Genomic DNA, 23,720 nt, shown 5'->3' on the forward strand with positions numbered 1-23,720 from the left:
AGGCCAGGCGCACCGCCGCAGCATGTTGTCAGCGCTACTCAGCAGCAGCCCGGCGCGGTGGCTGCCGTGGTGCGGGCCAGCAGTTCGGCATCGCACTTGGGGCAGAATTCGTGATGGCCATGCAGATAGCCATGCTGCGGGCACACGGAAAAGGTGGGCGTGACCGTGATATAGGGCAGGCGGAAGCGCTGCAGCGATCGGCGCACCAGCTGTTTGCAGGCGGCGGTGGAGCTGATGGCTTCAGTCATATACAGGTGCAGCACGGTGCCGCCGGTATAGCGCCGCTGCAGCGGTTCCTGATGACTAAGCGCGACGAACGGGTCATCGGTATGTCCGGCCGGCAGCTGGCTGGAATTGGTGTAGTAAGGCTTGTCGACCGGGCCGGCCTGCAGGATGTCCGGGTAGCGCTTGCGATCTTCGCGGGCGAAGCGGTAGGTGGTGCCCTCCGCCGGGGTGGCTTCCAGGTTGTACAGATGGCCGGTGCTTTCCTGCATTTGCACCATGCGCGTACGGATGTGGTCGAGCAGATCCAGTGCCAGCTGTTGGCCGGCAGTGCTGGCAATATCTTCGGCATCGCCGGTGTAATTGCGCACCAGCTCGTTGATGCCATTTACGCCGATGGTGGAGAAGTGATTGCGCAAAGTGCCCAGATAGCGCTTGGTGTAAGGATAGAGGCCGTCATCCATCCAGCCCTGCACTCGCTGGCGCTTGATTTCCAGGCTGATGCGGGCCAGCTCCAGCAGGCGGTCGGTTTCGGCCAGCAGGCCATTCCAGTCGCCACGGAAGCGGTAGCCCAGCCGGGCGCAGTTAAGCGTTACCACCCCCAGCGAGCCGGTTTGCTCGGCGCTGCCAAACAGGCCATTGCCGCGCTTGAGCAGTTCGCGCAGGTCCAGCTGCAGCCGGCAGCACATGGAGCGCACCATTTGCGGCTCCAGATCGGAATTGAGGAAGTTCTGGAAGTACGGCAGGCCGTAGCGCGCGGTCAAGTCGAACAGCAGCTCGGCATTCGGGCTATCCCAGTCGAAATCCGGGGTGATGTTGTAGGTGGGAATGGGAAAGGTAAAAGCCCGGCCATGGGCGTCGCCACTGGCCATCACCCGCAGGAAGGCGCGGTTGATCTGGTCCATTTCCGGCTGGCAGTCGCCATAGCAGAACGGCATTTCCTCACCGGCAATCAGCGGAATCTGGCCGGCCAGGTCGGCTGGGCAGCTCCAGTCGAAGGTGAGATTGGTAAACGGCGTTTGCGTGCCCCAGCGTGAGGGCACGTTCAGGTTGTAGACAAACTCCTGCATGGCTTGCTCCACCTGCGCGTCGTTCAGGCCATCACGCTTGATGAAGGGGGCCAGATAAGTGTCCACGCTGGAAAAAGCCTGTGCCCCGGCCCATTCGTTTTGCAGGGTGCCCAGAAAATTCACCATCTGCCCCAGTGCCGAACCCAGATGGCGCGGCGGCGCGGATTCCACCCGCCCCGGCACGCCGTTGAAGCCCTCGTGCAGCAACTGGCGCAGCGACCAGCCAGCGCAGTAGCCAGCCAGCACGTCCAGATCGTGCAGGTGAAAATCGGCCTCGCGGTGAGCCTGTGCCACTTCAGGCGGATAGATGCCGTCCAGCCAGTAATTGGCAGTCAGTTTGCCGGCGGCGTTCAGAATCATCCCACCCAGGCTATAGCCCTGGTTGGCATTGGCAGAGACGCGCCAGTCGGCGCGACTGAGGTATTCGTCCAGCGTGGCAAGCGGACTGACCATGACAGGTTTTTTCATAACAATATGTAGTGCCTTGAAATTTTCAGACACTATATATTGATTTTTTACACAGCAAAGCCACAGCTGAAAAAGGCTTGATTCGGATCAAGTGCCGCCTCTGCCGGCCGGACAGGCCAGGCAGCTGCCGTCTTTATATGTCCCTGTCTTGTAGGGATTGCCCTACAGGACTACAGCATTTTTCCTGACAGTAAAATCCGCAGCCCCCCGATACCCCTGCTGTCATCCACTTTTTACAATTCAGTCATCACCATTTAAACAGGAGTGGTCATGGCTGAAACGAACGCAAGCGACATCCTGGTCCGCTTCAAGAACGTACAAAAGAGCTACGACGGCGAGACCCTGATCGTGAAGGATCTCAATCTGGACATCCGCAAGGGCGAATTCCTGACCCTGCTGGGTCCGTCCGGCTCCGGCAAGACCACCAGTCTGATGATGCTGGCCGGCTTCGAAACCCCGACCGCCGGCGAGATCATGCTGGGCGAGCGTTCGCTCAACCGCGTACCGCCGCACAAGCGCGATATCGGCATGGTGTTCCAGAACTACGCGCTGTTTCCGCACATGACCGTGGCCGAGAACCTGGCCTTCCCGCTGAAAGTGCGCGGCATGGACAAGACCGATGTCACCGAACGGGTGAAACGCGCCCTGTCCATGGTGCAGCTGGACAAGTTTGCCAACCGCTACCCCGGCCAGATGTCCGGTGGCCAGCAACAGCGCGTGGCCCTGGCCCGCGCCCTGGTGTTCGAGCCGCAACTGGTGCTGATGGACGAACCGCTGGGTGCGCTGGACAAGCAGCTGCGCGAACACATGCAGATGGAAATCAAGCATCTGCACGAACGCCTGGGCGTGACCGTGGTGTATGTAACCCACGACCAGAGCGAAGCGCTCACCATGTCCGACCGCGTGGCAGTGTTCCATCAAGGTGAAATCCAGCAGATCGACAGCCCGCAAGGCCTGTACGAGCATCCGCGTAATACCTTTGTTGCCAACTTCATCGGCGAAAACAACCGCCTGCACGGCAAGCTGCTCAGCCGCGACGGCGAGCGCTGTACCGTGGGCCTGGAAAATGGCGAACGCGTGGAAGCCATGGCCGTGCATGACGCAGCCCCCGGCCAGCCGGTATCGCTGTCCATCCGCCCGGAACGTATCAAGCTGAACGTGGCGCAGGAGCAAAACCGCTTCTCCGGCCGCGTACGCGAATTCATCTATCTGGGCGACCACGTGCGTATCCGCATGGAAGCCTGTGGCAACTCCAGTTTCATCGTCAAACAGCCTATCGCCACCCTCGACCCCAAGCTGGCAGTGGGCGACGTGATTTCCCTGGGCTGGAATGTAGAACACGTAAGAGCGCTCGATCCCGTCGAACTGGCCGAGTGAGTGCGTGCAAGTGAGTAGCGTGTAGTAGCTGTAGTCTCAAAACAATATGGAGATCTATCAAATGAAGAAATGCATGAAAGCTCTTTCGCTGGCCGTGGTTGCTGCTTGCTGTGCTCAGACTGCGCTGGCCGCTGACCTGACCGTGATTTCCTTCGGCGGTGCCAACAAGGCTGCCCAGGAAAAGGCCTACTACGCCCCCTTCACCAAGGCCACTGGCGTCAAGGTGGTAGGCGGTGAGTACAACGGCGAAATGGCCAAGGTGAAGGCCATGGTCGACACCAAGAGCGTGTCCTGGGACGTGCTGGAAGTGGAATCCCCGGAACTGGCTCGCGGTTGCGATGAAGGCATGTTCGAAAAGCTGGACTACAGCAAGATCGGCAACAAGGCTGATTTCGTACCGGGTGCTGCCCAGACTTGTGGCGTGGGCATTTTCGTATGGTCCACCGTACTGGCCTATAACGCCGACAAGCTGAAGGTTGGCCCGAGCGGCTGGAAAGACTTCTGGGACGTGAAGAAATTCCCGGGCAAGCGCGGCATGCGCAAGGGTGCCAAGTACACCCTGGAAGTAGCGCTGATGGCTGACGGCGTAGCCCCGAAAGACGTGTACAAGGTACTGGCCACCCCGGCTGGTGTTGACCGCGCTTTCAAGAAGCTGGACCAGCTGAAGCCGAACATCCAGTGGTGGGAAGCCGGCGCACAGCCGCCGCAGTACCTGGTATCCGGCGACGTGGTGATGAGCTCGGCTTATAACGGCCGTATTGCCAACACCCAGAAGGAAGGCAAGAACCTGAAGATCGTCTGGTCCGGTGGCATGTACGACTTTGATTCGTGGGCTATCCCGAAGGGCTCGCCGAACAAGGACGCTGCGCTGAAGTTCATCGCTTTCGCCAGCAAGCCGGAAAACCAGAAGGTGTACTCGCAGAATATCGCCTACGGCCCGACCAACAAGAAAGCCGTACCGCTGCTGGACAAGAAGCTGGTAGCCGACCTGCCGACCGCCCCGCAGAACATCAAGAGCGGCGTAGCCGTGGATGTGGCTTTCTGGGCTGACTACGGCGAATCGCTGGAACAACGCTTCAACGCCTGGGCTGCCAAATAAGCAGCTGTAAGTAAGCATGACTGCTGCCGGCTCTTTATAACTACCGGCAGCAGGTCCGCCCCCTCGGGGGTTCATCCCCAGGGGGTTCTGTCCCCTTACCTGATCCGGAGCCGGAAGAATGACCGCTTCCTCTGCACCCACCACCGCTATCGCAGCCACCCTGCCGGAGGCCGGCCGTTCTCTGAAACAGAAACTGGCCCGCGCCGAGCGCATGAACAAATTCAAGTCCCAGCTGCTGATCCTGCCGCTGGTGCTGTTCATCCTGCTGGTATTCGTATTGCCGATCACCAGCCTGCTGTTCAAGAGCGTCAACAACCCGGAAGTGGTTGACGCCATGCCGCACACGGTCAAGGCCATCTCCAGCTGGAGCGGCCGCGCCCTGCCGCCGGAAACCGTCTATGCCGCCGCGGCACAGGATATCCAGCAAGCACACGACGACCAGAAACTGGGTGACCTGGGCAAGCGCCTGAACATGGAAGTGGCCGGCTACCGCAGCCTGCTGAACAAGACTGCCCGCGCCCTGCCGATGGACCCGGCCCCCAAATCCTACAAGGACGCGCTGACCAATCTGGACGAGCGCTGGGGTGACCCGGCCTACTGGCAGGCCATCCGCCGCAACACCAGCAGCCAGACCCCGTTCTACCTGCTGGCCTCGCTGGACCACCGTATCGACGACCTGGGTGAAATCAGTCGCTCCGCGCCGGACCAGGCCATTTACCTGGACATCTTCACCCGTACTTTCTGGATGAGCCTGGTGGTCACCGCCATCGCACTGGCCCTGGCCTACCCGCTGGCCTACCTGCTGGTGAACCTGCCCACCCGCAGCAGCAACCTGCTGATGATTCTGGTACTGCTGCCGTTCTGGACTTCCGTTCTGGTGCGCGTTGCCGCCTGGATCGTGCTGTTGCAATCCGGTGGCCTGATCAACTCCACCCTGGAATGGCTGGGCCTCATCGATCATCCGCTGCAACTGGTGTTCAACCGCACCGGCGTGTACATCTCCATGGTGCACATTCTGCTGCCCTTCATGATCCTGCCCATCTACAGCGTGATGAAAGGCATCTCCCCCAGCTATATGAAAGCCGCCATCTCGCTGGGCTGCCACCCGTTTGCCAGCTTCTGGCGCGTGTATTTCCCGCAGACCGTGGCCGGCATCAGCGCCGGGGCCCTGCTGGTGTTCATCCTGTCCATCGGCTACTACATCACCCCGGCCTTGCTGGGCAGCCCGAACGACCAGATGGTGAGCTACTTCGTCGCCTTCTACACCAACACCTCGATCAACTGGGGCATGGCTACCGCTCTGGGCGGCCTGCTGCTGGCAGCCACCATGATCCTGTACATCGTTTACAACTGGCTGGTGGGCGCCAAGAGCCTGCGCCTGGGCTGATCCTCACCCTTTCCCGGAGACATAAAACATGCTGAACCCGACCATGTCGCCCATCGAAAAGGTGTGGCACTACGTACTGCGCATCACCAGCGGCCTGACCTTGCTCTTCCTGATCATGCCGGTGCTGGTCATCATCCCGCTGTCCTTCAACGAGGGTTCCTTCCTGGTGTACCCGCTGACCGGCTTCTCCTTCCGCTGGTATCAGGACCTGTTCAGCGCACCGGAGTGGATCCGCTCCTTGCAGAACAGCATGATCGTGGCTCCGGCCGCCACCGTGCTGGCCATGGTGCTGGGTACGCTGGCCTCCATCGGCCTGACCCGTGGTGAATTCCGTGGCAAGGGCATCATCATGTTCCTGCTGATTTCGCCCATGGTGGTACCGGTGGTAATCGTCGGCGTGGCCAGCTACCTGTTCTTTGCCCCGCTGGGCATGGACAACAGCTATACCACGCTGATCCTGGAGCATGCCGCGCTGGGCGTACCCTTTGTCATCATTACCGTGACGGCCACCCTGCAAGGCTATAACCACAACCTGACCCGTGCGGCGGCCAACCTGGGTGCTTCGCCCATCACCACCTTCTTTCGCATCACCCTGCCGCTGATTGCCCCGGGGGTGATTTCCGGTGCGCTGTTTGCCTTTGCCACCTCGTTTGATGAAGTGGTGGTGACGCTGTTCCTGGCTGGTCCGGAACAAGCCACCCTGCCACGGCAGATGTTCAGCGGCATTCGTGAAAACCTCAGCCCCACCATTGCGGCAGCTGCCACCTTGCTGATCGGCTTCTCCATCCTGCTGCTGCTGACACTGGAATGGCTGCGTGGCCGCAGCGAGCGCCTGCGCACCAGCTAAAGCTGACGATTCCCTCATCTGCTCCATCCATTGCAGAGCATTGCAGGCCGGCCCTAACAGGTCGGCCTGATTTTTGTCAAGAAATCATTATTCATTTTGCAGACGGAACCGCTGTTGCTTGTAATCCGCGGCCAGCAGCTTAGTATTCAGAAAGTCTGCGCCCTGTGCGCCCATTCCTGTGCAAGTTTGTTTATGCGACTTATCCCGGCATTAAGCCTGCTCCTTGTTAGCTCATCCCTGCTTGCCGCCCCAGGCATTGACTCGGCCACCTGGGAATACCAGGTCAAGCCGGGGGATTCGCTGTGGTCGTTTGCTGACCAGCACTTGTCATCCCCCGCCTATGTGCCGCGCCTGCAAAGCCTCAATCACATCGCCGACCCCTACCGCCTGACGCCGGGCAGCCGTATCAAAGTGCCTTATCCCTGGGTACGGCAACATCCGTCCAGTGCACAAATCGAAGAGTTTTCCGGAGAAGTCAGCGCCCACGACGCCAAGGGCAAGCCACTCCCCATCAACAAGGACATGCGTTACCCCAAGGGCGTGCAGTTCCAGACCGGCAACGATGCCATGCTCAAGCTGCGCTTCGAAGACGGCTCCACCCTGCTGCTGAACGCCAATTCCAGCGCCCAGCTGCAAAACGAAATCTACTATCCCAGCACTGGCTCGGCCAAAACTGAAATCAAGCTGGACAAGGGCAATGCCGGCAGCTCAGTGATTCCCAACATCCTGATGCCCAACCGCTACCAGATTCGCACGCCATCGGCGGTCACCACCGTGCGCGGTACCGAATTCCGCGTCAACACGGAGTCGGTCAGCGCCACCATGACCGAAGTGTTGCGTGGCAAGGTCAGCGTCAGTGGCAAGAGCAAGGCCCAGGTTGATGTCCCGGCCGGCTTTGGCACGCTGGCTTCAGGCTCCGGCAAACCCACCACACCGGAAGCCCTGCCCGCCGCGCCAGACCTGGGCCTGCTGCCCGCAAGCAGCAGCTTCAATCCGCCCCTGCTCAAATGGAGCGGAGACCAGCAGGCCGTGGCCTACCGCATCAAGCTGCGCGGACCGGGCGAGCATGGCCGCCTGCTGGCCGAGCGCACGGTGGCAGCACCACAGCTGTTCCCGGCACTGCCCGCCAATGGCGAATACCTGCTATCGGCACGCGCGCGCAACCAGCACGGACTGGAAGGCTTCGACAGCAGCAAGACCTTCACCCTGAATGCCTTCCCGCCACCGCCGCTGCTGTTCGGCACCGCCGGCGTACAGGAAATCCGCAGCCAGTCGCTGCCGCTCAAGCTGCTGGCCAGTCCGCAGCAGCCCGTGCAACTGCAACTATCCCGTAGCAGCGACTTTGCCAGTATCAGCCAGAACCTCACGCTGCAAGATGGCGACATCACCTTGCAGCTGCCAGACAAGGGCCAGTGGTTCTGGCGCGTGGCGCGGCTGGATGACAAGGGCCAGCCCGGCCCCTTCAGCGATGCCCAGCAGGTCGTGGTCAAGGGCCTGTTCTCCAGCATCGGCAACAACACGCCCGCCCTGCTGGGGCGGCGGTATCCGGTGAGCGGTGCACACTACACGCTCAAACTGGCGGACAATCCGGCCATGCACAACATCAGTTACCACGACACCCAGCCGCAACCGGCCTGGTTGCTGGACAAACTGCCACGCGGCCAGTACTTTGCCCAACTCGAAGTCAATGGAGATGATGGATATCACGCGGTGGAAGCGATTGAAAAAATCAACATCCAATGAGCAATCGCATAAAATAAGCGCATGCCATCACCGATAAAACACCGGTCTTACCAACTGCTTCCCCTGCTGGCGGGTCTGCTCGGCCTGCTGCTGGCCCTGACCGGTACCGTGCAGCGACTGGATTACTGGTTTTACGACGCGGCACTCAGCCGCCATGTGCTGCACAAGAGTGCCGACGACCCCATCCTGATCGAAGTGGACAACCGCAGCCTGGCCGAGATGGGCAGCTGGCCCTGGCCACGCGAGTTGCACGCCCGCCTGATCGACCAGCTGCAATACGCCAAGGCCGTCGGCCTCGACATCGCCCTGGCGGAAAGCACGCTGGCCAGCAACAAACCCGACCAGTCGCTGGCCGCCGCCATTCGCCGCAATGGCAAGGTGGTCAGCCCGGTGTTTCCGGAAAGTGCCGGCGACACCCTGACCGAGACCCGGCCGATACCCTTATTGGCCGCAGCGTCCAACCGGCTGGGACACACCGACTTCGAGCGCGACAACGATGGCGTCATCCGCCGCACCTATCTGATGGCTGGCCTTGGCACACCGGACTTTCCCGGCTTTGCCAAGGCAGTGCATGAGGTGGCACAAGGCCTGCCCGCGCCGGCACTGAAACTGCCCTTTCATGCCAACGACGAATCATGGGTACGCGACGACGAAGTGCTGGTGCCCTTTGGCAACGGTGCCGAACCCTTCGAACGCATGTCGTATATCGATGCCCTGTCCAATGCCGAGCGTGAAACATTCCGCGACCGCATCGTGCTGATCGGAGTCACGGCAGCCGGGCTGGGCGATATGCACACCACGCCGATTTCCGCCAATTCCGCCGGCATGCCCGGCGTGGTGATCAACGCTTATCTGCTGCGCGGACTGCAGGATAACAGCCTGATCCGGCCACTCAGCCTGCTGCGCCAGGGGCTGCTGACCCTGCTGCTGATCGTGGCACTGGACTACCTGCTTAGCCCATGGAGCCGGCAGCGCACGGTGCTGCTGGCCTATCCCGCTGCCGCCCTGCTGGTGGCGGTAGGGTCCATGCTGCTGCTAAACCAGGGCCATGTCTGGTTCGCCCCGGCCAGCACCATGCTGGTACTGACACTCGCCGGCCTGACCCGCTTCATTATCCGCCAGGCCAGCCTGCAGACACTGGCCACCACCGACGGGCTGACCCAGCTGGCCAACCGCCGCCATTTCGACGAAGTATTCATCCCGGCCATCGAGCGCCAGCGCAATGCCCAGCAGCCGCTGGCCTTTATCCTGCTGGATATTGACCACTTCAAGCTTTACAACGACCAGTATGGTCACTATGCCGGCGATGTGGTGCTCAAGCGCGTGGCTCATGTGCTGCGTGAGTCATTCCAGCGCAAGGGCGAATTGCCGGCCCGGCTGGGCGGCGAAGAGTTTGGTGTGCTGATGCCCGGCGCCACCATGCAGGATGCGGTTGATGCGGCCGAAACCTTCCGCCAGCGGCTGGAAGACCTGGACCTGCCGCATGATGGCAGCCCGCTGCAAAAGGTCACCTGCAGCATCGGCGTGGCCGCCCGCATCCCCCAGCAAGGCGATACCGCCCAGCGCATCTACGAAGAAGCCGACGGCGCCTTGTATATCGCCAAGCGCTCCGGCCGCAATGTGGTCAGCCCGGCGTCCAGCTAACGGGTGATCCTTGAGAAATGGCCATGAAAAAGGCAGCCATCCGGCTGCCTTTTTTATCAGAGCTAATCTTGCGGACAGAGTACCAACCAGTCCTCTTCCCCCACCGCCAGATGGCAAGCCAGCCGCCAGCCGGCGGACACATCCGGCCAGCTCTCGGCGGCGGCCTCAGCCTTGTCGATCAGCCCGGCCCGCAGCAATACATTGCGCTCCTTACGGCTGGGCAGCACCGGCTGAGCCGGGCCGGCGTGACTGATGCGGACCTTGCAAGTGCCACAAGTGCCCTGCCCGCAGCGCCAGTGCAGCGGCACATCGGCCAGTCTGGCCACATCCAGCAACAGATCACCGGGCTGGGCCTCCAGTTCGGCCAGCAGCCGCTGCTGCTGGTCGACAAATCGCAGCTGCGGCATGACTAGTTCCCGCAGCGCCCGATAGGCAGCAGGCCGAGCAAATCTCCCGGCCGCACCTGCTGGCCGACCGCCAGCCGCACCAGCCCGTCAGCCCAGGCGCAGGAGGTCAGCACACCAGAGCCCTGATTGGGGTAAGGCTGCAACTGCCACTGGCCATCCTGCTGCAGCAGTTTCACCCGCAGGAATTCCTCGCGCCGGCTGTCGGGTCGATCCCAGACAAAGCCGGCCGGATAGTGCTGTACGGCCACGCCGCAGTCTGCCAGCAGGCCGGCACAACGCTGCAGATAGGGTTTGACCAGTACCTGATAGGTGACAAAGCCGGACACCGGATTGCCCGGCAGGCCGACAAAGCCCGCCTGCCCGACCCGGCCACTGGCCAGCGGCTTGCCCGGCTTGATGGCGATCTTCCACAGATCCAGACTGCCCTCGGCCTCCACTGCCGCCTTGACGTGGTCTTCCTCACCCACCGACACCCCGCCGCAAGTCATGATGACATCAGCCAGCGCGGCGGCGTCCTGCAGGATTTCGCGGGTGCGACTGAGCGAATCCGGCACGATACCCAGATCGGTCACCTCGCAGCCCAGCCGCATCAGTTCCGGTACCAGCCAGTAACGGTTGGAGTTATAGATTTGCCCGGCTGCCAGTGTCTGGCCCGGCTCCACCAGTTCATCACCGGTAAAGAACACCGCCACCCGCAGCGGGCGGAACACTGTCAGTTCGGCCACGCCGATGGAAGCCGCTAGCCCCAGATGCGCTGCACTCAGCTGCTGTCCAGCGGACAACACTTCGCTGCCGCAGCGGATATCTTCGCCAGCACGACGGATATTCTGTCCGGGACGGGGGCTCTGGCTGAACGCCACCTGGCCATCGGGCTGCAGCTCGGCCATTTCCTGCATCACCACCCCATCGGCACCAGCGGGAATGGGCGCTCCGGTAAAAATGCGCGCCACACTGCCCGCTTGCAATGCCGCAGGCTGCGTCCCCGCCGGAATGCGCTGCGATACCGGCAGCGGCCCGCTGCCATCGGCACAGCGCACGGCATAGCCATCCATGGCGCTATTGTCGTGCGGCGGCACATCCTGGCTGGACAGCAGCGGCGTCGCCAGAATGCGGCCCAGCGCCTGCAGCAAGGGAACGGTTTCAGTAGTGGTAAGCGGCCTGGCGCGCTGTAGCAGCCAGTCGCGGGCTTGATCAACGGTGAGCATCTTGATGTTGTTCCAGCAAGGCAAGAATGAAACGGGCGAGGCCGGCGGCATCGTCCCGGGCAAAACAGGGTAGCGCAGTATGCGGCGGTGCATCCGACACCATGGCCAGCACCTGCTTATCATGCAGGCAGAGGGGCGCATGGCCCAGCAGCGGGTCGTACACTTCCAGCTTGGGAATGGCTTCATGCTTGAAGCCTTCGGCCAGCACCAGATCACAGGGGCGCAAGGCTGCCACATGGGCGGCCAGCGGCGCATCATTGCCCTGTGGCATGGTTTCCACCAGCAAGCGGCGCTGCGCGCCCGCCAGCAAGACCTGCCGCGCACCGGCCTGGCGGTGTCGCCAGCTGTCCTTGCCCGGCTGGTCCCAGTCCACATCGTGATGGGTGTGCTTGATCACGGCCACATCCACCCCAGCGGCCAGCAGCAGCGGAATGACTTTTTCCAGCAAGGTGGTTTTGCCGCTGCCGGAATAGCCGGCGACTCCCAGGACATACATGGTGGCGCTACTCGATAAAATGGGGCAGGAGCGCATCATAACATGCGCTCCTGCCCCATTATTCAGCCGGATGACCTAGTTATTCGGTACTCAGGCCACCGCCCGGGCAAAATGCGTCGCCTGCTCCTCGGGCTGCTCGAAACGCTTCCAGTCAACAATCATCACCTGGCTCAGCCCGCAATCCAGCGCCAGTTGCGCCTCGATTTCTTCCAGCACCTGATGACAATGGATACTGCCGTTGATGGCCACTTCGGCACGCCGCATGACAGTATCGTCGGGCGTAACAAACCAGATGCAATAGCGACTCATGCTGCCCCTCCTTCCCGTGAATGCATTTACCTTACCAATATCGACGCAAGCAGCAGCAAACCACAAGTTTTCGAACACGGCAAAGCCCTTGCAACCGTGACTAGGGATGGAAAACACCACAAACCGCCCGAGCTGACCTTGCCCTTGGCCACCCGGCAGGCTAGTGCCGGAGCAGCGGACCACATACGGCCAGGTACTAGGCCCCCAGCAGATTGCCCTTGCCCAGCGGGCTGGCACCGGCAATCTTGGCCACCGTACCGCCACGGGTGACATAGGGATGACGGGCAAACACATAGAACACCCCGGCCGTGCCGGCGCGCAGGGTGGTGGTGGAGCCAGTGATGGGGTCGATCACATCGGCAATGGCATCGCCCGCCTGCACCACACTGCCCAGCTCGGCCAGGCTGACAATCACCCCGGCATGGGGTGCGATCAGGGTTTCCGAGCCATCCAGCGGGGTAGCCGGGTGCGGCAGCGCCGGAGCCGGCACTGTCTCGCCACGGATCACGCCGCAGCCGGTCAGGTAATGCAGAATGGCCTGGCTGTCCTGATCGGCCAGCGCATGGCTGACATCGCCCTCGCCACGTAGCTCCACTGTGACAGCCACGCTATCGAAAGGTACGGGGAATTGCGGCAAGGCAGCGCGAATCTTGGCCCAGGGCAGGAAGATAGCCTCGTCGAAGGGCATCACGCCATAGGCATCAGCCAGCAAGGACGCCCCGCATTGCAGGTGGGCGGCCAGCGCCTCCACCAGCGGCCAGTGTTCGCTATGCGCGTAGATATGCACCGGCCCGGCAAAGTCGCAGTGCAGGTCCAGCACCAGGTCAGCATCGATAGCCAGCAGATGCAGGGTCTGGCGCAGGCTTTGCAGCTCGGTGTGAACCGGCTCCGCCGCGATGGCAGCACGCAGCGCCTGGCGGATGATGTCGCGGTTGGCATGGGCATCCTGCGTCAGGCTATCGGCCAGCTGTGGCAGCACGCGGGCCGAAGGTTCGCTGTACAGGCGGTTGAAGTTTTCCCCGCTTTCCAGGTCGAAACGGCCCTGCGGCTGGTAATGCAATTGCTGGGCCAGACCGATGGGGTTGGCTACCGGCACCAGCACGATCTCGGCCTGCAACAAGCCCTGCTGTTCCAGCGCGGCAAACTGCTGCCGCAGCTTGTGTGCCACCAGCATGCCGGGAATCTCGCCCGCATGCAGGCTGGCCTGGATATACACCTTGCGCGGCCAGCTACCCGTTCCGGCAGATCCGAAATGAAAGCTGGTAATGCTGCGCTGGGTGCCCAGGCTGGGCGACAGCAGCGGGTGGATTTCCGTACGCATGAATGACTCCTGTCAATGATAGGTATTGGTGGTCAGCCTTACTTCAGGCTGCCGGACAAAAACTGCTGCAGGCGTTCGCTTTTGGGCTGGCTGAGTACCTGGGCCGGGTGGCCTTCTTCCTCGATGCGCCCCTGGTGCAGAAAGATGACATGGTTGGAGACATTGCGGGCAAAGCCCATCTCATGCGTCACCACCACCATGGTCCGGCCCTCCTCGGCCAGCGCCTGCATCACTCGCAATACTTCGCCTACCAGCTCGGGATCAAGCGCCGAGGTGGGTTCGTCAAACAGCATCACCTCCGGCTCCATCGCCAGCGCCCGGGCAATGGCCACCCGCTGTTGCTGGCCACCAGACAGGTGCGCTGGGTATTTGTTTTCCTGCTGCTCGGTCAGCCCCACCTTGGCCAGGTATTTGCGGGCCCGCTGCAGCGCTTCGGCGCGGCTCAGGCCCAGCACATGCATGGGCGCTTCCATGATGTTTTCCAGCACGGTCATGTGTGACCACAGATTGAAATGCTGGAACACCATGGACAGCTCGGTGCGCATTTTCTGCAATTGTTTCGGATCACGCGCTCGCTGGCTACCTTTCTTGTCCAGCACCGTCTGCAGCAGCTCGCCATTCAGGCTGATTTCACCGGCGCAAGGCTGCTCCAGGAAGTTGATACAGCGCAGAAAGGTGCTCTTGCCCGAACCGGAGGAACCGATGATGCTGATCACATCACCGGCCTTGGCCTTGAGCGAGACGCCCTTGAGCACTTCATGCTGGCCGTATTTCTTGTGCAGGCCGTTTACAGTCAATTTGTACATGGTAATCCTTCGCAATCCGTATCAATGGCCCATGGGGCGCAAAAAAGCCAGCCAGCGGTTTTCACACAGGCGGAACAGCCCGACCAGGGCAAAGGCGATGCAGGCATACAGCACGGCAGCGATGCCGAATGCCTCGAAGGATGCGTAAGTTGCCGCATTGACATCGCGTGCCACCTTGAGGATGTCCGGTACGGTGGCGGTAAAGGCCACGGTAGTAGCATGCAGCATCAGGATGACTTCATTGCTGTAGTAAGGCAGCGCCCGGCGCAGCATGGCGGGAATGATGATGCGGGTGTACTTGACCCAGGGCGACATGCCCAGCGCCCGCGCCGCTTCGATTTCGCCATAGGGAATGGCGCGGATGGCGCCGGCAAAGATCTCGGTGGTATAGGCACAGGTATTGAGGGCAAAGGCCAGGATGGTGCAGTTGAGTCCCTCGCGGAAAAAGTGTTCCAGCAGGTCGACCGAGCGCACCACATGCAGGCTGTACACCCCCGAGTAAAAGATCAGCAGCTGGATATACAAGGGCGTGCCGCGAAACACATAGGTGTAGAACCACACCGGCCCGCTAATCCAGCGCCGCGACGACACCCGCGCCACCGCCAGCGGGATGGACAGGCAAAAGCCGCAGGCAACCGAGGCAATCAGCAGCCACAGGGTCATGGCCACACCGGAGACATGGTAGCCGTCGTTCCACAGCCAGGCCTGCCAGTAATTCTGGATGATATCGCTCATAGCACCGCCTTGCGCACGCCGGCAGAGTAATGGTTTTCCAACCAGATCAGCAGCAGATTGGACACGGTGGTGATCAGCAGATACATCAGCGCGCCCACCACGGCAAACAGGAACATCTGCATGGTGGCCTTGCCGGCATCCTGAGTGGCCTTGACGATGTCGGCCAGCCCGATGATGGACACCAGCGCGGTGGCCTTGATCAGCACCTGCCAGTTATTGGCAATACCCGGCAGGGCAAAGCGCATCATCTGCGGAAACAACACGCGGCGAAAGCTCTGCCATGGTGTCATGCCATAGGCGATGGCCGCTTCGATCTGCCCCGCCGGCACCGACAGGAAGGCGCCACGGAAGGTTTCGGTAAAGTAGGCACCATAGATGAAGGCCAGCGTCACCACCCCGGCCAGAAAGGGATCGATGTCGATCTGCTCCATCCCCAGCGCCTCGGTGCACTGGTTCAGCCCCAGTTGCAGGCTGTAGAACAGCAGCAGCATCAGCACCAGGTCGGGCACGCTGCGAATCAAGGTGGTGTAGGCCGTGGCCCAGCCGCGCAGCAGACTGGTTTTGGCGAGTTTGGAACTGGCACCAGCCAGACCGATGAGCATGGACAGTAACAGCGAGAGCAGCGACAGCTTCAGCGTCACCCAGGTGCCCGCCAGGATGAGCGGGCCGAATCCGGACAGGAACATGGCTATCTCCCGACAGGATGGCAAGGTGAACGGTAGGAATGGCGCGCGGCAATAGCTGCCGCTGCCGGCCAGCGCAGGCGGACGGATGGGTGTTTCATGACATTTCTCCTGGTAGAGGGCAATGCAAGCGGTCGGTCGTCCTTGCTGGACGATTCTCAGCCACTGGCACCCGGCGATGACTGCCGGTGGCGGCAGCACATCTGTCACGATCCTAATCAAGCCTTATTGTATATACAATAACTTTTTCATGTGCATGCGCAGCATGAATTACTCAGTCAAACAGTAGTCAGCAAGACCTGCAGCCGTACGCATATAATCAATACACACGCACAATATATTGTTTTAAATGGGAAATAATTCCAGAAAATAGCAACTGAAGATGTGACACAAGCTTGATGACTGCTAACAATCAGCTGTTAATTTGTATATGCAATTACTGCAAAAGTGTTGCAACAGACACCAAAGCCGGCTCAAGCCAGCGCGGCGCGCAAGGCCAGCCACTGCGCCAGCTTGGCAGAATAAGACAGGGTATAAGCAGGACTGGAAGAAGGCAGATCAAACAATACGGGCAGCGTGGCCATGGCCGCCAGCTGCTTGCGGCCAATGCTAGCCGCGGTGCTGCCATTGAAGGCGACAGCACGCAAAGCCGGCAGGCTGGCACACAGCGCCGGCAAATCATTCGGACTGATGCCACGGATGGCCGCATCCAGACTACCCTGGCGCTGCGCCTGCGCCACCACATCCCACAGCCCGATGCCGTGTTGTTGCAGTGCGGCCAGCCGGGCCGGGTAGTCCAGCGCCACCAGCTCACACCCCAGCAGCTCGCCCAGCAAGCGCCAGAACTGGTTGCGCGGATGGGCGTAGTATTGCGCCGCCTGCAGCGAAGCATCGCCGGGCAAGGAGCCAAGAATCAACAAGCGGGTTTGCGCATTCACCACTGGCGGGAAGCACGATTTCGCGTTATCGCTCATGCTTTCTAGCGCTAGAACAGCTGACCTTGCTGACGAGCCAGCCAGGCCTTGACCGGACCAAAGGATTTGCGGTGCGCGGCCAGCGCGCCATGCGCTTCCAGCGCCGCCAGGTGCTCGGCAGTGGGATAGCCCTTGTGGCGGGCAAAGCCGTATTGCGGGTGCAGGGCATCCAGCGCGATCAACTCGGCATCGCGTGCGGTCTTGGCCAGAATGGAAGCGGCGGAAATGGCCTGCACCTTGGCATCGCCCTTGACGATGGCTTCCGCCGGCAAGGTCAGCTGCTTGGGGACGCGATTGCCATCGATCAGCACCCTCCCCGGCTGCGTTGCCAGCCCCTCCACCGCCCGGCTCATCGCCAGCATGGTGGCGTGCAGGATATTCAGCTGGTCGATTTCCTCGACGCTGGCACTGGCGATACACCAGGCCAGCGCATCGCGCTTGATGAGGATAGCCAGGGCATCGCGCCTGGCCTCGCTCAATACCTTGGAATCGGCCAGCCCGGCAATCGGCCGCGCCGGATCAAGAATGACCGCAGCCGCAAACACCGCCCCGGCCAGCGGGCCGCGCCCGGCCTCATCCACGCCGGCGATCAGCTCGCCGCTAGCCAGCAGCAGGCTCAGGCTGTCCGGCATCCGGCCTCCTGCAGCACGGCGGAGGCCGCCAGACTGGCGGTATCGGCCAGCAGCGACTGGTGCAGATCGGTAAAGGCCTGCACCATTTCCACCCGCGCATCCTGATCGACATACAGACGCTTGACCTCGGCCGCCAGCTTCTCGGCCGTGGCCTCCTTCTGCAACAGCTCCGGCACCACGAAGCGGCCACACAGGATATTGGGCAGCCCCACGTAAGGCAGCTTGATCTTGCGCTTGACCAACTGATAGGTGAGCCAGGACAGCTTGTAGCTGATCACCATCGGCCGCTTGGTCAAGGCCACTTCCAGCGTGGCGGTGCCACTGGTCACCAGCACCACATCACTGGCAATCATCGCCATCTGCGCATGGCCGAACAGCTTGCGCAGCGGCAAATCCCAGGCCTTGTGGCGGGTCAGCAGACGGTCGAACAGGTCCATGGTGGCACGGGTTGCCAGCGGCACCAGGAAAGTCGCGTCAGGATAATCGCGCAGCAGGATGCGGGCGGCTTCGATATACAGCGGGGCCATGAATTCCAGCTCGCTCTTGCGGCTACCCGGCATCAGGGTGAATACCGGCGCCTGCCGTGGCAGACCCAGTTGTTCGCGCATGGCCAGCTGGTCCGGCACCATGGGAATTTCACTGGCCAGCGGGTGGCCGACAAAGTCCGCCTTGACCCCGGCCTTGTCATACAGCGCCGGTTCCATCGGAAACAGGCACAGCACGCGATTGACGGCACGGCCTATCTTGTAGATACGCTCCAGCCGCCAGGCCCACACCGAGGGGCTGACATAGTGCACGGTGGCAATGCCGCTTTTCTTCAGCGCTGCTTCCAGCGCCAGATTAAAGTCGGGTGCATCCACACCGATAAACACATCCGGCTTCGCGGCCTTGAGCCGCTCGCGCAAGTCACGACGAATGCGCAACAGCTCCGGCAGGCAGCGCAGTACCTCGGCATAGCCGCGTACCGCCAGTTTTTCCTGTGGCACCACGGAATGAAAACCGCGCGCTTCCATGCGTGGGCCGCCAATGCCGGCAAATTCGATATCGCCATGCCGTGCCTGCAAGGCGTCCATCAGGTGCGCCCCCAGCACATCGCCGGAGGCTTCGCCCACCACCATGGCTACCTTGAGCGCGCCCTTGCGTTTGAACAGGCTGTCAGACATGGTCAGCGGATAATGCCTCGCTCGGACTGGGCAAAGAAGCGGACAAACGGCTCCAGTTCGGCATGGCCTTGCTGCGCCTCGGCCAGGATGGCCTCCTTGGCCGCATCGTATTGCAGGCCCTGGCGATACAGTGCCTTGTAGGCATTGCGCACGCGGCGGATCTGCTCCGGCGTGAAGCCACGACGCTTCAGACCTTCGGCATTAATGCCGGCCGGTACCGCGCGGTTGCCATGCGCCATCACATAGGGCGGCACGTCCTGCGCTACTGCACTGGCAAAGGCTGTCATGGCGTGATCGCCGACAATGGCAAACTGGTGCACGCTAGTAAAGCCGCCCAGAATCACCCAGTCACCAATATGCACATGGCCACCCAGCGTGGCGTTATTGGCAAAGATGGTGTTATTGCCGATCTGGCAGTCATGACCCAGATGCACATAGGCCATGATCCAGTTGTTGTTGCCCAGGCGGGTGACGCCAACATCCTGCGCGGTACCGATATTGAAGGTGCAGAATTCGCGGATGGTGTTGTTGTCGCCGATTTCCAGCCGGGTAGGTTCGCCGGCGTATTTCTTGTCCTGCGGAATGGCACCCAGCGAGCTGAACTGGAAAATGCGGTTGTTCTTGCCAATGCTGGTATGGCCTTCGATCACCACATGCGGCCCCACCCAGGTGCCGCTGTCTATGCTGACATCCGGCCCGATGATGGAGTAGGCACCGATTTCCACATCGGCGGCGATGCTGGCTTTGGGATCAACAATGGCTGTCGGGTGAATGGCCATGATCAGACCTCGCGCTTGGCACACATGATTTCGGCTTCACAAGCCACCTGGCCATCCACCAGCGCGCGCGCGGTGTACTTGCCGATGCCGCGCTTGACGGTGATCTGCTCCACTTCGAAGATCATCTGGTCGCCCGGCACCACCTGGCGCTTGAAGCGCGCCTTGTCGATGCCGACAAAGAAATACAGCTCGTTGTCAGCGCGTTCGCCCTGGCTCTTGATTGCCAGGATGCCGGCAGCCTGCGCCAGTGCTTCGATGATCAGCACACCCGGCATCACCGGGTATTGCTCGAAATGGCCACAGAAGAAGGGCTCGTTGATGGTGACGTTCTTCAGTGCCTTGATACGGGTATTCGGCACCAATTCGGTGACACGGTCGACCAGCAGGAAGGGGTAGCGGTGCGGCAGGCACTGCATGATTTCCCGTACATCAATCGTCACGGCGTGCTCAGTCATTGGCGTTGTCCTCAGGTTCTTTCAGTTTGCCGATCTCGCGTTCGAGTTGTTTTATGCGCTTGGCGAGATCGTCCAGATGTCTTACATGAACGGCGTTACCCAGCCATTCCTTCATGGTTTGCAGCGGATAGGACGAGGCGTACGTATCCGGCTGGCGGATGGATTTGGACACCAGAGTGCCACCGCCGATATGCGTCTTGTCCGCCACTTCGATATGGCCGACAAACATGGCAGCCCCACCTACGGTACAGTGCGCGCCGATCCTGGTGCTGCCGGCAATGCCGACGCAACCGGCAATCGCCGTGTGTTCGCCGATCTGCACATTGTGGGCAATCTGCACCAAATTATCGATCTTGGCACCACGGCGGATGATGGTATCCGCCAGCGCGCCGCGGTCGATGGTGGTATTGGCTCCGACTTCGACATCATCCTCGATGATGACGCGGCCGGTTTGCGGAATCTTGAACCAGTGATCCTTGGCCCAGGCCAGGCCAAAGCCGTCGGCCCCGATCACGCTGCCGGAATGCACGGCGACCCGGTTGCCCAGCAGGCAGCCGTGATAGACGCTGACATTGGGATAGAGCACCACGTCGTCACCCAGCACAGTGCCGTCGCCGATCACCACACCAGGGTGCAGGATGCAGCGCTCGCCGATGACCACGGCGCGACCGATGCTGACATGCTCGCGCACCTCGGTGCTGGCAGCAATGGCACTGCCCTCGCCCACCACCGCCGTGGCATGAATGCCTGGCTGCGGCTGGGCCGGCGGATGAAACAGCGTGGCCACCTGGGCAAAGTACAGATAAGGGTCGTCCACCACGATCCAGGAGCGTGCCGGATCCAGCTCGGCCGCCAGCTTGGGCGAGACGATCACCGCGCCGGCCGCACAGGTATCCAGCTGCTTGCGGTATTTGGGATTGGACAGAAAAGTGATATCGGCCGGCCCCGCCACATCCAGCGGTGCCAGACGCTCGACCATGCGGTCGGCGCCCTCGAGTACGCCGCCAAGGCGGGCCACGATATGTGAAAGCGTGTACGCCATCAAAAATGAAAGCCGACCACGGGTCGGCTTCTCCCGTAACTGTTAGGCAGGATTACTTCTCAAGTTCCTTCAGCACTTTGCTGGTCAGGTCGAACTTGGGATTGACGTAAACAACATCCTGCAGGATCAGGTCGTACTGTTCGCGATCGGCAATTTGCCTGAGCACACGATTGGCACGCTCCTGCACCGAGGCGAACTCTTCATTGCGGCGCTGATTGAAGTCTTCGGACAATTCACGCCCCTTGGCGCGATAGTCGCGATCCAGCGCAGCATATTCGCGCTCGTAGCGCTTGCGGTCGTCAATGGAAAGCGTGCTCTTGGCCAACAGGCCTTCCAGCTCTTTGGCACGGTTTTCCATTTTCTTCAGCTCGGCCCTGCGGTCGGCAAACTCCTTGTCCAGTTTTTTCTGGATGGCGATTGCCGGCGCAGCTTCGCGGTATACCCGCTCGATATTGACAAAACCCAGCTTGAAATCAGCCGCGGTGGCCTGCAGGCTGACCATGGCCAGCCCGGCAATCAACCATTTGAAAGAAGATTTCATGTTCAGGCCTCTTTCCGTTTAGAAGACAGTACCCAGCTGGAACTGGAAGCGCTGTTGCTTGTCGCCTTCCTTCTTGCGCAGCGGGTCGGCATAGCTGAACTTCATCGGTCCCAGCGGCGACAACCAGGTCACGGCAAAACCGGTGGAGTAGCGCAGTTCGCTGCTGGGCGTGCTGCCAGTAATGGTGGTATCCCACACGGTGCCGGCATCGAAGAACACACTGGCACGTACCGACTTGTTGTCCTTCATGCCCGGGAAGGGGAACAACACTTCGGCATTGGCCACGGCCTTGCGGGTACCGCCCATGTAGTCGCCATTGGTATCTTTCGGACCCAGGCTGTTGGTATCGTAGCCGCGTACCGAACCGATACCGCCCAGATAGAAGTTCTGGAAGAACGGCAGGGTGGAAGTCTTGCCATAACCATTGGCATAGCCCACTTCACCGTTCAGCATCAGGGTATAGGTCTTGGACAGCGGGAAGAACCACTGCTGGGTATGGGTCAGGCGGTAGTACTCGAGATCGCCACCCGGCAGGCCGGCATCAGCCTGCACCTTGATCGAGGCACCACGTGTCGGCCACAGCGAGCTGTCGCGGGTGTCGCGACCCCAGCTGACCGAACCCAGCAGGGTCTTGTTCTTCGCGCCATACTTGTCAACGAAGTCGATATAACGCTGCGGGCTGGTGTCGTAGGTGGTGATCTTGGTCTGTTCCACACCGATACTGAAATTGATGCGGTCAAACTCGGTCACCGGCACGCCAAAACGTACCGCTGCACCATCGGTGGAGGTCTTGTAGGCCGAAGTCGAGGTGGCATCCGGATTGTACACGCGGTGGTACAGGTCGTAGCCCAGGCTGACGCCATCCGGGGTGAAGTACGGATCGGTAAACGACAGCGAGATGTTCTTGTTCACCTTGCCATTGGAAATACCGAAAGACATGTACTTGCCGGAGCCAAAGATATTGCTCTGCGAAATGCTGGCAGACAGCTGGATGCCCTCACCCTGCACAAAGCCCACGCCGGCGGAGATGCTGCCGGTGGCACGCTCTTTCAGGTTGATGTTCATGTCCACCTGATCGGGCGCATCGGCCACAGCCGGGGTGTCCACGGTGACATCTTCAAAGTAGCCCAGCAGCTCGATACGTTCCTTGCTGCGCTTGACGTTGGCCGCATTGTAGGTGGCGCCTTCCAGCTGACGCAGTTCGCGTCGCACCACTTCATCGCGGGTCTTGGTGTTACCGACGATGTTGACACGACGGACATAGGTCTTGCGGCCCGGATCAACGAAGAAGGTGAAACCAACCTGTTTCTTGTCACGGTTGATTTCCGGCAGCGCATTCACATTGGCAAAGGCATAGCCGTCATTGCCCAGGCGGTCGCTCAGCGCCTTGACGCTTTCAGTCACCTTCTCGTTATTGAACACTTCGCCGTTCTTGATGGTGATCAGCTTGCGCAGATCGGCCTCGGGCACTTTCAGATCGCCAGCCAGCTTGATATCGGAAACAGTGAACTTGCCGCCTTCGCTGACATTGATGGTCAGGAACATGTGTTCCTTGTCGGCACTCATGGAAACCTGGGTCGATTCAATATTGAATTCCAGGTAGCCCTGATTCTGGTAGAAGGCCTTGAGCTTTTCCAGGTCGCCGGTCAGTTTCTGCTTGGAGTACTGGTTATCCTTGGTCAGCCAGGACAGCCAGCCGCCGGAAGTCAGTGTCATCTCGTCCAGCAACTGGTCCTGGGTAAAGGCCTTGGTGCCGACGATATGGATGTCTTTGATCTGGGCAGTAATGCCTTCGGTAATGTCCAGCGTCACCGCCACGCGGTTGCGTTCCAGCTTGGTGACCTGCGGGGTGATCTCCACCGCATATTTGCCACGGCTATAGTACTGACGCTTCAGCTCCTGCACCGCACCGTCCAGCAAGGCCTGGTCGAAAATGCGCGACTCGGCAAAGCCGTTGTCCTTCAGTGCCTTTTTCAGCTGATCCTTGCTGAATTCCTTGGCGCCGTTGATGTTGAGCTGGGTAATCACCGGGCGCTCGGCCACGGCCACAATCACCACGCCATTGCGCGACTCTACTCGTACATCATCGAAAAAGCCGGTGGCAAACAAGCTCTTGATGGATTCACGCGCTTTTTCTTCGCTAAAGGTGTCGCCCACCTTGACCGGGAGGTAGTTGAAGACGGTACCGGCTTCGGTACGCTGCAGGCCTTCAACCCGGATATCCTTGATTACGAACGGATCCGCAGCCCAAACAGCTGTTGCCGTAGTCATGCCCAGCACAGCGGCCGCAAGTAGTTTCAATTTCATAGGTTTGT

At 60.8% G+C, this 23,720-nt stretch carries 23 protein-coding genes; 6 read left to right on the forward strand and 17 right to left on the reverse strand.

Annotation, left to right across the window (positions count from 1 at the left end; translation table 11 throughout):
* Positions 1–38: 38 nt before the first annotated feature.
* Entirely contained in the window at positions 39–1,826 is a 1,788-nt protein-coding gene (locus tag EAY64_RS09425; RefSeq protein WP_103524518.1) for a ribonucleoside triphosphate reductase, read from the reverse strand.
* Positions 1,827–2,030: 204 nt separating this feature from the next.
* On the opposite strand from EAY64_RS09425, the gene EAY64_RS09430 reads away from it, so the two are divergent.
* The 6 genes from EAY64_RS09430 to EAY64_RS09455 all read left to right on the forward strand — a co-directional run bounded on the left by EAY64_RS09430 (position 2,031) and on the right by EAY64_RS09455 (position 9,857).
* Positions 2,031–3,137: an ABC transporter ATP-binding protein gene (locus tag EAY64_RS09430; RefSeq protein ID WP_103524519.1), complete on the forward strand. Its 1,107-nt coding sequence runs from the start codon at positions 2,031–2,033 to the stop codon at positions 3,135–3,137.
* Positions 3,138–3,210: 73 nt separating this feature from the next.
* Positions 3,211–4,236 (forward strand): ABC transporter substrate-binding protein, encoded by a 1,026-nt coding sequence (locus EAY64_RS09435; RefSeq protein WP_226034128.1) that lies wholly within the window; start codon positions 3,211–3,213, stop codon positions 4,234–4,236.
* Positions 4,237–4,354: 118 nt separating this feature from the next.
* Positions 4,355–5,623, forward strand: a complete 1,269-nt coding sequence (locus EAY64_RS09440) for an ABC transporter permease (protein ID WP_103524521.1) — start codon at positions 4,355–4,357, stop codon at positions 5,621–5,623.
* A 28-nt stretch (positions 5,624–5,651) separates the two neighbouring features.
* The gene (locus EAY64_RS09445; protein ID WP_103524522.1) at positions 5,652–6,470 is read left to right on the forward strand and encodes an ABC transporter permease; all 819 of its coding nucleotides are present in this window, start codon (positions 5,652–5,654) and stop codon (positions 6,468–6,470) included.
* A 192-nt stretch (positions 6,471–6,662) separates the two neighbouring features.
* On the forward strand, positions 6,663–8,213 hold the full coding sequence (locus EAY64_RS09450) for a FecR family protein (RefSeq protein WP_103524523.1): 1,551 nt from the start codon (positions 6,663–6,665) through the stop codon (positions 8,211–8,213).
* 21 nt (positions 8,214–8,234) lie between these two features.
* Entirely contained in the window at positions 8,235–9,857 is a 1,623-nt protein-coding gene (locus EAY64_RS09455; RefSeq protein WP_103524524.1) for a CHASE2 domain-containing protein, read from the forward strand.
* A 62-nt stretch (positions 9,858–9,919) separates the two neighbouring features.
* On the opposite strand, the gene EAY64_RS09460 is transcribed toward EAY64_RS09455, so the two are convergent.
* The 16 genes from EAY64_RS09460 to bamA form a co-directional block, all read right to left on the reverse strand.
* Positions 9,920–10,264: a 2Fe-2S iron-sulfur cluster-binding protein gene (locus EAY64_RS09460; protein ID WP_103524525.1), complete on the reverse strand. Its 345-nt coding sequence runs from the start codon at positions 10,262–10,264 to the stop codon at positions 9,920–9,922.
* A gap of 2 nt (positions 10,265–10,266) precedes the next feature.
* A complete protein-coding gene (locus EAY64_RS09465; RefSeq protein ID WP_103524526.1) occupies positions 10,267–11,469 on the reverse strand; it encodes a molybdopterin molybdotransferase MoeA in 1,203 nt (400 codons plus the stop codon).
* Positions 11,456–11,965 (reverse strand): molybdopterin-guanine dinucleotide biosynthesis protein B, encoded by a 510-nt coding sequence (mobB, locus tag EAY64_RS09470; protein ID WP_103524566.1) that lies wholly within the window; start codon positions 11,963–11,965, stop codon positions 11,456–11,458. The genes EAY64_RS09465 and mobB overlap by 14 nt, the downstream gene beginning before the upstream one ends.
* Before the next feature lie 90 nt (positions 11,966–12,055).
* The gene (locus EAY64_RS09475) at positions 12,056–12,274 is read right to left on the reverse strand and encodes a hypothetical protein (protein ID WP_103524527.1); all 219 of its coding nucleotides are present in this window, start codon (positions 12,272–12,274) and stop codon (positions 12,056–12,058) included.
* Positions 12,275–12,470: 196 nt separating this feature from the next.
* Complete coding sequence (locus tag EAY64_RS09480; protein WP_103524528.1) at positions 12,471–13,595, reverse strand: succinylglutamate desuccinylase/aspartoacylase family protein; 1,125 nt, start codon at positions 13,593–13,595, stop codon at positions 12,471–12,473.
* A 38-nt stretch (positions 13,596–13,633) separates the two neighbouring features.
* Complete coding sequence (locus EAY64_RS09485; RefSeq protein WP_103524529.1) at positions 13,634–14,401, reverse strand: ABC transporter ATP-binding protein; 768 nt, start codon at positions 14,399–14,401, stop codon at positions 13,634–13,636.
* A gap of 21 nt (positions 14,402–14,422) precedes the next feature.
* A complete protein-coding gene (locus EAY64_RS09490; protein WP_103524530.1) occupies positions 14,423–15,136 on the reverse strand; it encodes an ABC transporter permease in 714 nt (237 codons plus the stop codon).
* The gene (locus tag EAY64_RS09495; RefSeq protein ID WP_103524531.1) at positions 15,133–15,822 is read right to left on the reverse strand and encodes an ABC transporter permease; all 690 of its coding nucleotides are present in this window, start codon (positions 15,820–15,822) and stop codon (positions 15,133–15,135) included. The genes EAY64_RS09490 and EAY64_RS09495 overlap by 4 nt, the downstream gene beginning before the upstream one ends.
* Positions 15,823–16,292: 470 nt before the next feature.
* On the reverse strand, positions 16,293–16,793 hold the full coding sequence (locus tag EAY64_RS09500) for a DNA-deoxyinosine glycosylase (protein ID WP_103524532.1): 501 nt from the start codon (positions 16,791–16,793) through the stop codon (positions 16,293–16,295).
* A gap of 11 nt (positions 16,794–16,804) precedes the next feature.
* Positions 16,805–17,425, reverse strand: coding sequence for a ribonuclease HII (gene rnhB, locus EAY64_RS09505; RefSeq protein ID WP_181836403.1), 621 nt, complete (start codon positions 17,423–17,425; stop codon positions 16,805–16,807).
* Positions 17,410–18,588, reverse strand: coding sequence for a lipid-A-disaccharide synthase (gene lpxB / locus EAY64_RS09510; RefSeq protein ID WP_103524533.1), 1,179 nt, complete (start codon positions 18,586–18,588; stop codon positions 17,410–17,412). The genes rnhB and lpxB overlap by 16 nt, the downstream gene beginning before the upstream one ends.
* A gap of 2 nt (positions 18,589–18,590) precedes the next feature.
* Positions 18,591–19,367, reverse strand: coding sequence for an acyl-ACP--UDP-N-acetylglucosamine O-acyltransferase (gene lpxA / locus EAY64_RS09515; RefSeq protein ID WP_103524534.1), 777 nt, complete (start codon positions 19,365–19,367; stop codon positions 18,591–18,593).
* A 2-nt stretch (positions 19,368–19,369) separates the two neighbouring features.
* Positions 19,370–19,822: a 3-hydroxyacyl-ACP dehydratase FabZ gene (gene fabZ, locus EAY64_RS09520; RefSeq protein ID WP_103524535.1), complete on the reverse strand. Its 453-nt coding sequence runs from the start codon at positions 19,820–19,822 to the stop codon at positions 19,370–19,372.
* The gene (gene lpxD, locus EAY64_RS09525; RefSeq protein ID WP_103524536.1) at positions 19,815–20,864 is read right to left on the reverse strand and encodes a UDP-3-O-(3-hydroxymyristoyl)glucosamine N-acyltransferase; all 1,050 of its coding nucleotides are present in this window, start codon (positions 20,862–20,864) and stop codon (positions 19,815–19,817) included. The genes fabZ and lpxD overlap by 8 nt, the downstream gene beginning before the upstream one ends.
* A gap of 52 nt (positions 20,865–20,916) precedes the next feature.
* A complete protein-coding gene (locus EAY64_RS09530) occupies positions 20,917–21,405 on the reverse strand; it encodes an OmpH/Skp family outer membrane protein (protein WP_103524537.1) in 489 nt (162 codons plus the stop codon).
* Between the two features lie 18 nt (positions 21,406–21,423).
* A complete protein-coding gene (bamA, locus tag EAY64_RS09535) occupies positions 21,424–23,712 on the reverse strand; it encodes an outer membrane protein assembly factor BamA (protein ID WP_103524538.1) in 2,289 nt (762 codons plus the stop codon).
* Between the last annotated feature and the right edge of the window lie 8 nt (positions 23,713–23,720).

It is taken from the genome of Aquitalea palustris (assembly GCF_003693445.1).
Taxonomy (GTDB): Bacteria; Pseudomonadota; Gammaproteobacteria; order Burkholderiales; family Chromobacteriaceae; genus Aquitalea; species Aquitalea palustris.